Origin of the sequence: Micromonospora sp. MP36 (assembly GCF_008119785.1) — a bacterium.
GTDB lineage: Bacteria > Actinomycetota > Actinomycetes > Mycobacteriales > Micromonosporaceae > Micromonospora.
The window spans coordinates 140,274-148,221 of sequence record NZ_VSFA01000009.1 but is presented as its reverse complement, the minus strand read 5'-3'; the positions used below and the strand labels follow the sequence as shown (position 1 = coordinate 148,221).

The 7,948-nt window shown below is 72.9% G+C and carries 8 protein-coding genes; 3 read left to right on the top strand and 5 right to left on the bottom strand.

What is annotated here, in order from left to right; genetic code table 11:
* On the bottom strand, positions 1 to 522 hold a 522-nt coding region (locus FXF52_RS11415), incomplete at its 3' end, for a ParA family protein (RefSeq protein WP_148796228.1).
* 88 nt (positions 523 to 610) lie between these two features.
* The gene (locus FXF52_RS11410) at positions 611 to 808 is read right to left on the bottom strand and encodes a hypothetical protein (RefSeq protein ID WP_222870495.1); all 198 of its coding nucleotides are present in this window, start codon (positions 806 to 808) and stop codon (positions 611 to 613) included.
* 378 nt (positions 809 to 1,186) lie between these two features.
* Between FXF52_RS11410 and FXF52_RS11405 the strand changes: the two genes are divergently transcribed.
* Positions 1,187 to 3,310 (top strand): immune inhibitor A domain-containing protein, encoded by a 2,124-nt coding sequence (locus tag FXF52_RS11405; RefSeq protein WP_255471857.1) that lies wholly within the window; start codon positions 1,187 to 1,189, stop codon positions 3,308 to 3,310.
* A 134-nt stretch (positions 3,311 to 3,444) separates the two neighbouring features.
* On the opposite strand, the gene FXF52_RS11400 is transcribed toward FXF52_RS11405, so the two are convergent.
* From FXF52_RS11400 to FXF52_RS11390, 3 genes are read right to left on the bottom strand one after another with little or no spacing between them, the layout of a single operon-like run.
* Positions 3,445 to 4,164, bottom strand: coding sequence for a hypothetical protein (locus FXF52_RS11400; protein WP_148796224.1), 720 nt, complete (start codon positions 4,162 to 4,164; stop codon positions 3,445 to 3,447).
* A 2-nt stretch (positions 4,165 to 4,166) separates the two neighbouring features.
* Complete coding sequence (locus tag FXF52_RS11395) at positions 4,167 to 4,958, bottom strand: ABC transporter permease (RefSeq protein WP_148796222.1); 792 nt, start codon at positions 4,956 to 4,958, stop codon at positions 4,167 to 4,169.
* Positions 4,955 to 5,851: an ABC transporter ATP-binding protein gene (locus FXF52_RS11390; RefSeq protein ID WP_148796220.1), complete on the bottom strand. Its 897-nt coding sequence runs from the start codon at positions 5,849 to 5,851 to the stop codon at positions 4,955 to 4,957. The genes FXF52_RS11395 and FXF52_RS11390 overlap by 4 nt, the downstream gene beginning before the upstream one ends.
* 132 nt (positions 5,852 to 5,983) lie before the next feature.
* Here FXF52_RS11390 and FXF52_RS11385 point away from each other — a divergent pair, with 132 nt between their 5' ends.
* Positions 5,984 to 7,240 (top strand): sensor histidine kinase, encoded by a 1,257-nt coding sequence (locus FXF52_RS11385; RefSeq protein ID WP_148796218.1) that lies wholly within the window; start codon positions 5,984 to 5,986, stop codon positions 7,238 to 7,240.
* Positions 7,237 to 7,923: a response regulator gene (locus FXF52_RS11380; protein WP_370517937.1), complete on the top strand. Its 687-nt coding sequence runs from the start codon at positions 7,237 to 7,239 to the stop codon at positions 7,921 to 7,923. Before FXF52_RS11385 ends, FXF52_RS11380 begins: the two co-directional genes overlap by 4 nt.
* The last annotated feature ends 25 nt before the right edge of the window (positions 7,924 to 7,948 follow it).

Here is a 7,948-nt window from a genome sequence, read left to right as displayed (position 1 = left end):
TAGGTGGTCGCTGGCGATGATGGCCGACTGGGTGACCACGTTGAAGTTCGGCGGGCAGTCGATGAGCACCAGGTCGTACGGGTCCAGCGCCGGGTCGTGCAGGCCCTGGTCGAGCGAGCCGCGGACCCGGAACAGCTCCGCGTCGTACTCGTCGCCGTCGGCCACGCCTCGGGCCAGGGCCAGGTCGATGTCGACGAGCTGGAGGTGCGAGGCGATCAGGTCGAGCCGCCCGGCACCCTTCAGCTGGGCGTTCGCCGGGCCGGGGGAGACCACCAGCTCCCCGAGGGTCACCGCCGGAGTGTCCCCGCGCAGACCGTCGTACCAGCGCTTGACCGTGCGCTCGTCGCGTAGCCGGTCCCGCCAGTCGTCCGGCTCGTAGAAGCTGAACGTCAGGCTGGCCTGCGGATCGAGGTCGATCAGCAGTACCTTCATCCCCCGGTTGGCCAGCTCGGCCCCGAGGTTGGCGGTCATGGTGGTCTTGCCCACCCCGCCCTTGTAGTTGATCACCGATACGACGTACACGGCACCTCCCCGATCCGGAACGGTAGCGGGCGGGCCGGAACTCCGTGACACCTGCCTGGCGCTCCGGCGTCACCATTCCGAGCGGCTTTCATTTAGAACGCCCGCCCTGCCTCGGCAGCCGTGGTTGATTCGGTGCCGTGGCACCGGCGGTCAGGTTCGTCGCCACGTTGCCCGGGTCGATGTAGGCGATGGCGGCGACGAAGCCCGGCCCCAGCAGGGGCGCGACCCGGGGCCGGGCGGGGGCCGGGCCCCCGGTGCTGGGCCGCTGCGTCTGGATCGTGGTCATGCCGCTGATCGTCCGGCGGGCTCGACCAGCCGCACATCACGCGATCGCGGGGTCTGTTTTCGCCGCCCTCGGCCCGCTCCGGGCGGTGCCGGCAACCCGGGTCGCGGTCGCGCTCGGCATCGGCCGGCTCCTGGGCCGACCAGGCCATCGACCGCAGGACGGCCTGCGGCAATCATCCGTACGGCGGAATGTGACGACCGTTCGTGCCGCGTTTGTGACCTGCCGCCGCTTCGCAACCCACTGTCGCAAGTGGTTGCCTGAAGCCACATTCCCCTGTTCAGCTGCTGCTTCGCGCAGCATGCGCAGGGGACGACGTGTTACCGACGGCGGTGGCCGGAGCTGATCACCGCCTCATCGGCAGGAGGCATCCGCGTGCGAATGAGACGACCGAGCCGGATCGCGGCCGCGGTGGCGGGCGCCACGGCGCTCGCCTTCACGGTCTCGGCCCCGGCCCAGGCCAACGACCACTTGAACCTTCCCGGCGAGCCGACCATCACGCTGCCCATCAACGACAGCGCGGCGGGCGGCACCTACAACCAGGACTTCACCCGGGTGTACGCCAACACCACGCCGGACGGCACCCCGGTCTACATCTACGTCCCGAAGGGCACCCCGCTCGACGGCACCGCGCCGGTCGGCGTAGCCAGCCTCGATCCGCAGTTCGACCACAACCCGGGCGACGGGTTCAAGCCGTGCGCCACCGCCACGGCCGCGCAGTTCACCCTCACCCAGGCGCAGATCAACTACGTTGGCGACAAGCTCGCCAACCAGATCGTCGCCGTGGACGAGGAACACTTCGGCCCGATGGACGCGGCCGACCCGGACGAGCCGGCCAGCGACTCGCTGGTCATGGTGCTCTACAACATCCAGGACGACGCGTACTACGACTGCGCGCAGACCTCGTACACGGCCGGCTACTTCGCGCCGGACTTCATCGACAGCAACGGCATGAACGTGATCGTGGTCGACGCCCTGGACTGGGCCAACCGGGTCGGCCCGAACGACTCGCCGTGGCGCGACAACAACCCGGCCAACGACCGCCCCGAGCTGTACGAGGGCACGGTCGCCCACGAACTGCAGCACCTGCTGCACAACTACAGCGACCCGGGCGAGCTGTCCTGGGTCGACGAGGGCCTGGCCGACTTCGCCATCTTCCTCAACGGCCTGGACGCCGGTGGCTCGCACCTGAGCAACCAGCAGGTCTTCTACGAGGAGACCTCGCTGACCCGGTGGGGCAGCACCCTGGCCAACTACGGCGCCTCGTTCACCTACTTCCAGTACCTGTGGGAGCAGGCCGGCGGCAACGGCGACGGCACCTACACCCCCGACAAGCAGTACGACGGCAAGGCCGGTGACCTGCTCATCAAGAAGATCTTCGAGGAGCAGGCCGACGGCATGGCCGGCGTGCAGAACGCCATCGACGACTTCAACGCGGCGACCGGCGCCCACCTGCGCAGCGCGGCCGACCTGTTCCGCGACTGGTCGGTGGCGGTCTACCTGGACGACGAGAAGTCACCGATCTACGACATCAAGGCGTTCAACTTCGGCGACCCGGCCGACACCACCTGGACCATCGACATCGCCGACGACGTCTTCTGGGGCGGCCGGGGCCACTACCAGGGCGCCACTCCCGAGGCCAAGTGGGCGCGGCTGAAGAACCGCCAGGACACCACCGCCGTGCCGTTCGGCATGTCGGTCGAGCGGTTCCGCAACCCCGGCCCGACCGTGGCGCTGGCCTTCGACGGCGACGACGAGACGGTGATCCCGCCGCACACCGGCACCACCCACTGGTACGCGGGGTACGAGAGCCAGAACGACAACATCCTCGACGTCGACACCTCCGGCGGCGTGACCTCGCTGGACTTCTGGAGCTGGTACTTCATCGAGGAGGGCTGGGACTACGGCTTCGTCGAGGCCCTCGTCAACGGCAACTGGGTGACCGTGCCGGTGCGCAACGACGCCGGCCAGGTCGTCACCACCAACGACGACCCGCACGGCAACAACGAGGAGGGCAACGGCCTCACCGGCACCTCCGGCGGCCGGTACTTCGTCGACGAACCGCAGTACCTGCACCTGACCGCCGACCTGCCGGCCGGCGCGACGGACGTGCGGTTCCGGTACTCCACCGACGCCGCGTACATGGACACCGGCTGGTTCGTCGACGACGTCCGGGTCAACGGCGCCGACGCGAACCTCGCCTCGGCGCCGGGCAACTGGTTCACCACCAGCGGCGTGCAGGACAACAACTGGACGGTCCAGGTGGTCAGCCACTGCGACCTCACGCCGGGCGTCACCTCGCCGGGGGAGACCACCGACGGCGCGGGCAACTGGGTCTACCGGACCACCGGCGACCAGTTCACCGCCAGCGGCCTGACGACGAAGTGCGCCAACGGCAAGCAGGACGACTTCGCCGTCCTGATCTCCAACCTGCCGACCGGTGACCTCACCTTCCTGGACGCGGACTACACGTTCCGGGTGACCAACACCGGCAACGCCAAGTAGTTCCGTACCCCTTCGGGCCCGCGCCGCACGTCGGCGCGGGCCCGTCGCCGTCCTGCGACGGCGCTCACCGGCCGGCCGCGGCGCCGGGCGGTCACTGGGCCCAGGGGGCGACTGGATGTGCCCACCGGCCCGCGCTACCGGCGGTCGCCGTCCCGGTCGGGTTGGCCCGGGACCAGCCGCCAGTACTGCCGCTTCCCGGCGTCGCGGACCACCACCCCGAGCCGGGCCAGCTCTCCGCGCAGCTCCCGCGCCTCGCCGCCACGGTCCGCCTCGACCGCCCGCTGCCGGGCCCGCAGCAGCGCGTCCGCCCCGGCCGGCAGCCCCGGCAGCCCCGCCACCCAGCGCCGGTACGCCGCCCGGTGCGGGTCCTGGTCGAGCCACGGCCAGCCCTGCCCGGCGAACGCGGCGCGCAGCTTCCCCTGGTCCAGGTCGGACTTCTCCCGGGCCAGTTCCCCGCCGTCGGTGTCGAGCAGCACCAGCGCCTGCCCGTCCAGGAAGACCCCCGCGACCTGAGCCCGGGCGACGTCCCGGCCGTGGCCGTCGCGGTGCAGCCGCACCCCGGTCCGGCCCACCGTCACGGTCAGCCGCTCCCGAGTGCCGAGGTACGCGATGACCAGCCCGACCAGCGCCAGCACCGCCGCCCCGCCCGGGTACGCGCGCTCGTCGGGCAGTCGGGCCAGCAGGGCGAACCAGCCCTGGAACGGGAACCAGGGCAGGCTGGCCAGCCAGCCGGACGCGGCCGTGAGCGCCGCGCCCAGCCCGGCCCCGAGCAGCGGGAATCCGGCCCACATCAGCACCAGCTCCCCGGCGCCGCCGCTGACCACCGTGGTGTCGCCGTAACCCGGGGTGGTCACGGTCAGGACACCTCCCGCCGCAGCGTCCGGACCAGCCCGGCGGCCAGCGGCAGGACCAGCCAGACCAGCAGCGACACCGCCAGCCGCCCCCACTGCCCAGCGGTCACGTCCGGCCCGAACAGCGGCTCCATCGTCACCCCGGTGTCCAACCAGCGGGCCGGCCCGCGCAACGCCGAGATCATCCCGCCGAGGACCGACCAGAGGGTGGGCAGCAGCAGGTACGTGACGATCGCCAGCGGCGTGTTGAGCAACAGCAGCCCGAACGCCGCACCCATCAGCACGCTGGCGACCTGCAGCACGGCCGCGTGCAGCAGCATGGACTCCTCGAACGACCAGGCGCCCGCGCCACCAGTGGCCCGCGCCAGCAGCGTGGCGACGGCCGCCACGGCGAGGCTGACCAGCACCGACGCCAGCGCGGCCAGCACCATCGCGGCGAGTTTCGCGCAGACCACCCGCTCCCGCCTCGGCACCAGGGTGAACGTGGTCAGCGCGGTCCGCTGCGACCACTCGGCGGTGATCGACAGGATGCCCAACACCGGCAGCAGCAGCCCGACCGGCAGCAGCGACGGGACGAAGAAGTCGGCGAAGTTCTGCTGCTCGTGGTCGAGGACGAAGAGTTGCACGGCGACGATGCCGGCGGCGAGCAGACCGATGGTGATCAGCAGCCAGTAACCGGCCCGGGTGTCGGTGAGCTTGCGCAGTTCCACTCCGGTCAGCCGGACCAGGGACGGCCGGCGCCGCTCGGCCCGGCGCGCGACGGTGGCCGGGGCGGGTGCCGGTGTGGTGGTGGTCATCGGAGGTCCTCCCTGGTCGACGCGTCGGAGGTGAGGGAGAGGAAGAGTTGTTCCAGACCGGAGCTGCTGGCCGGCCGCAACTCGGTCAGCGCGACGCCCGCGTCGGCGGCGGCCTGCCCGACCGCCTCGGCTTCGGCCCGGACCAGCAGGCCCTCGGTGACCTGGGCGGCGTCGAGCCCGGCCCGGTCCAACGCGACGCGCAAGGCACCGCGGTCGCGGGCCCGGACCAGGGTGCCGGCGCCGGCGAGCAGTTCGTCCTTGCCGCCCTGGGCCACCACCCGGCCGCTGCCGATCACGACCAGCCGGTCGGCGACCGCCTCCACCTCGCGGAGCAGGTGCGAGGAGAGCAGCACGGTGCCGCCCCGGTCGGCGAAGTCGCGGAGCAGCCCGCGCATCCAGACGATGCCCTCCGGGTCGAGGCCGTTGGCCGGCTCGTCGAGGATCAGCACACGAGGGTCGCCCAGCAGGGCCAGCGCCAGGCCGAGCCGCTGCCGCATCCCGAGGGAGTACGCCCGGACCCGGCGCTTCGCCGCGGTCGTGCTCAACCCGACCAGGTCCAGCTTCGCGGCGACCTCCCGCCGGTCCACGCCCATCGTGCTCGCGGCCACGGTCAGCGCCTCCCGGCCGGTGCGCCCGACGTGCTGCGCGGACGCGTCGAGCAGCACACCGACCTCCCGGCCGGGGTTGCCCAACTGCCGGTAGGGCAGCCCTGCGACGGTGGCGCTGCCCGACGTCGGCGGGGTCAGGCCACAGATCATCCGCATGGTGGTGGACTTGCCCGCGCCGTTCGGGCCGAGGAAGCCGGTCACCGTGCCCGGCTCGCAGCGGAACGAGACATCGTCGACGGCCTGGTGAGGGCCGTACCGCTTGGTCAGGTGTGCGACCTCGATCATGCCGACCAGGCTGCCCGCGCCGCCCGGGCACGCGCAGCGGCCGGCGGTCGGCGACCGCACCGACGTTGGTGGTGCCAGGGTGTCGACTTTGGTAGCTGGTTCGGGGCGCGGGTGCCTGCCTAGCATGGGCGCGTGACCAGCGCCGTCGTCCCGGACCATCCCTGGCTGCTGCCCGGGGCGCTGGCCGTGCCGGCCGACCGGGTCCGGGCCCACCCCCGGCGCACCACCCGCGACTGGATAGTCGACAGCCTCTGCTTCCTGCTTTCCCTCGGCTGGGTCCTGCTCGTCACGGCGGACGCCACCGAGCCGCATCCGGAGATGGCCGTGCCGCTGCCGTACGACTGGATGATCGCGGCGGACGCGCTGGTCGGGCTGCTCTGCTGCGGGCTGCTGTGGTCTCGCCGGCGCTGGCCGCTCGGACTGGCGGTGGCCACCCTGCCGCTGACCACGTTCTCGCTCGCCGGGGCGGTGCCGCTGCTGATCGTCTACTTCACCGTGGTGGTGCACCGGCGCACGGCGGTCGCGCTGGCGGTCACGGCGGCTGGCCTGTGCACCAACTTCGCCTTCGGCTACCTGCGGCCGGAGCCGGACATGCCGTACTGGGCGAGCACGGCCTGGGGTGTGGTGATCAGCGGGACCGTGCTGGCGTGGGGGATGTTCGTCCGCGCCCGGCGGCAGCTCGTGCTGTCGTTGCGGGAGCGCGCCGACCGGGCCGAGGCCGAGCAGCAGCTCCGCGTCGATCAGGCCCGGCAGCTCGAACGCACCCGGATCGCCCGGGAGATGCACGACGTGCTCGCCCACCGGATCTCCCTGCTCAGCCTGCACGCCGGCGCCCTGGAGTTCCGCCCGGACGCGCCACCGGAGGAGGTCGCCCGGGCGGCCGGCGTGATCCGCGCCAGCGCGCACGCCGCGCTGCAGGACCTGCGCGAGGTGATCGGTGTGCTGCGCGCCGAACCCGACGGTGCCGAGACCGCCGTCCCGGAGCGCCCGCAACCCACCCTCGGCGACCTGCCCGCGTTGGTCGCCGAGTCCCGGTCAGCCGGCGTCCGGGTCAACCTGGTCGACCAGGTCGTCGACCCCGCGGCCGTGCCGGTGGCGGTCGGGCGCAGCGCGTACCGGATCGTGCAGGAGGGGCTCACCAACGCCCGCAAGCACGCCCCGGGGACGGTGGTGACCGTCCGGCTGGCCGGTGGCCCGGTGGACGGCCTCGCCGTGGAGATCCGCAACCCGTGGCCGGTGGGCGGCCTGGCGCACCCGATCCCCGGCACCGGGACCGGGCTGGTGGGGGTGGCCGAGCGGGTCAGCCTCGCCGGTGGCCGCCTGGAACACGGGCGCGACGCCGACGGCGACTTCCGGCTCGCCGCCTGGCTGCCCTGGCCGGCGTCGTGAGCGGGCCGCAGGCGGCCCCGGTGCGGGTGCTGATCGTCGACGACGACGCGCTGGTCCGGGCCGGCCTGTCGATGATCCTCGGCGGGGTGCCGGACGTCCGGGTCGTCGGGGAGGCGACCGACGGCGGCGAGGTGCCGGCCGCCGTCGAGGCGCACGCGCCGGACGTGGTGCTGATGGACATCCGGATGCCCCGGGTGGACGGGCTGACCGCGACGGAGGCGCTGCGGGCGCTGCCCCGGCCGCCCGAGGTGCTGGTGCTGACCACCTTCGACGCCGACGACCAGGTGCTGCGGGCGCTGCGGGCCGGCGCCGCCGGTTTCCTGCTCAAGGACACGCCACCTGCCGAGATCGTCCAGGCGATCCGCCGGGTCGCGGCGGGGGAGGCGACCCTGTCGCCGACGGTGACCCGCCAGCTCATCCGGCACGTGACCGCCGCCGCCCCAGCGGGAGCGGGCGCGGACCCCCGGCGGGACCGGGCGCTGCGGCTGCTGGACGGGCTCAGCGAGCGGGAGCGGGAGGTCGCGGTCGCGCTCGGGCAGGGCCGCACCAACGCCGAGATCGCGGCGGAGCTGTTCATGAGCGTGGCGACGGTGAAGGCGTACGTGTCGCGGCTGCTGACCAAGCTCGACCTGAACAACCGGGTGCAGGTGGCCCTGCTCGTCCACGACGCCGGCCTGGTCTGACCGGCGCAGGCCCGGTCGCCGGCGG

Excerpts from the sequence above, each read along its gene's own strand:
- FXF52_RS11390 (WP_148796220.1), bottom strand. The coding sequence starts at position 5,851 with ATGATCGAGGTCGCACACCTGACCAAGCGGTACGGCCCTCACCAGGCC.
- FXF52_RS11395 (WP_148796222.1), bottom strand. The coding sequence starts at position 4,958 with ATGACCACCACCACACCGGCACCCGCCCCGGCCACCGTCGCGCGCCGG.
- FXF52_RS11410 (WP_222870495.1), bottom strand. The coding sequence starts at position 808 with ATGACCACGATCCAGACGCAGCGGCCCAGCACCGGGGGCCCGGCCCCC.
- FXF52_RS11405 (WP_255471857.1), top strand. The coding sequence starts at position 1,187 with ATGAGACGACCGAGCCGGATCGCGGCCGCGGTGGCGGGCGCCACGGCG.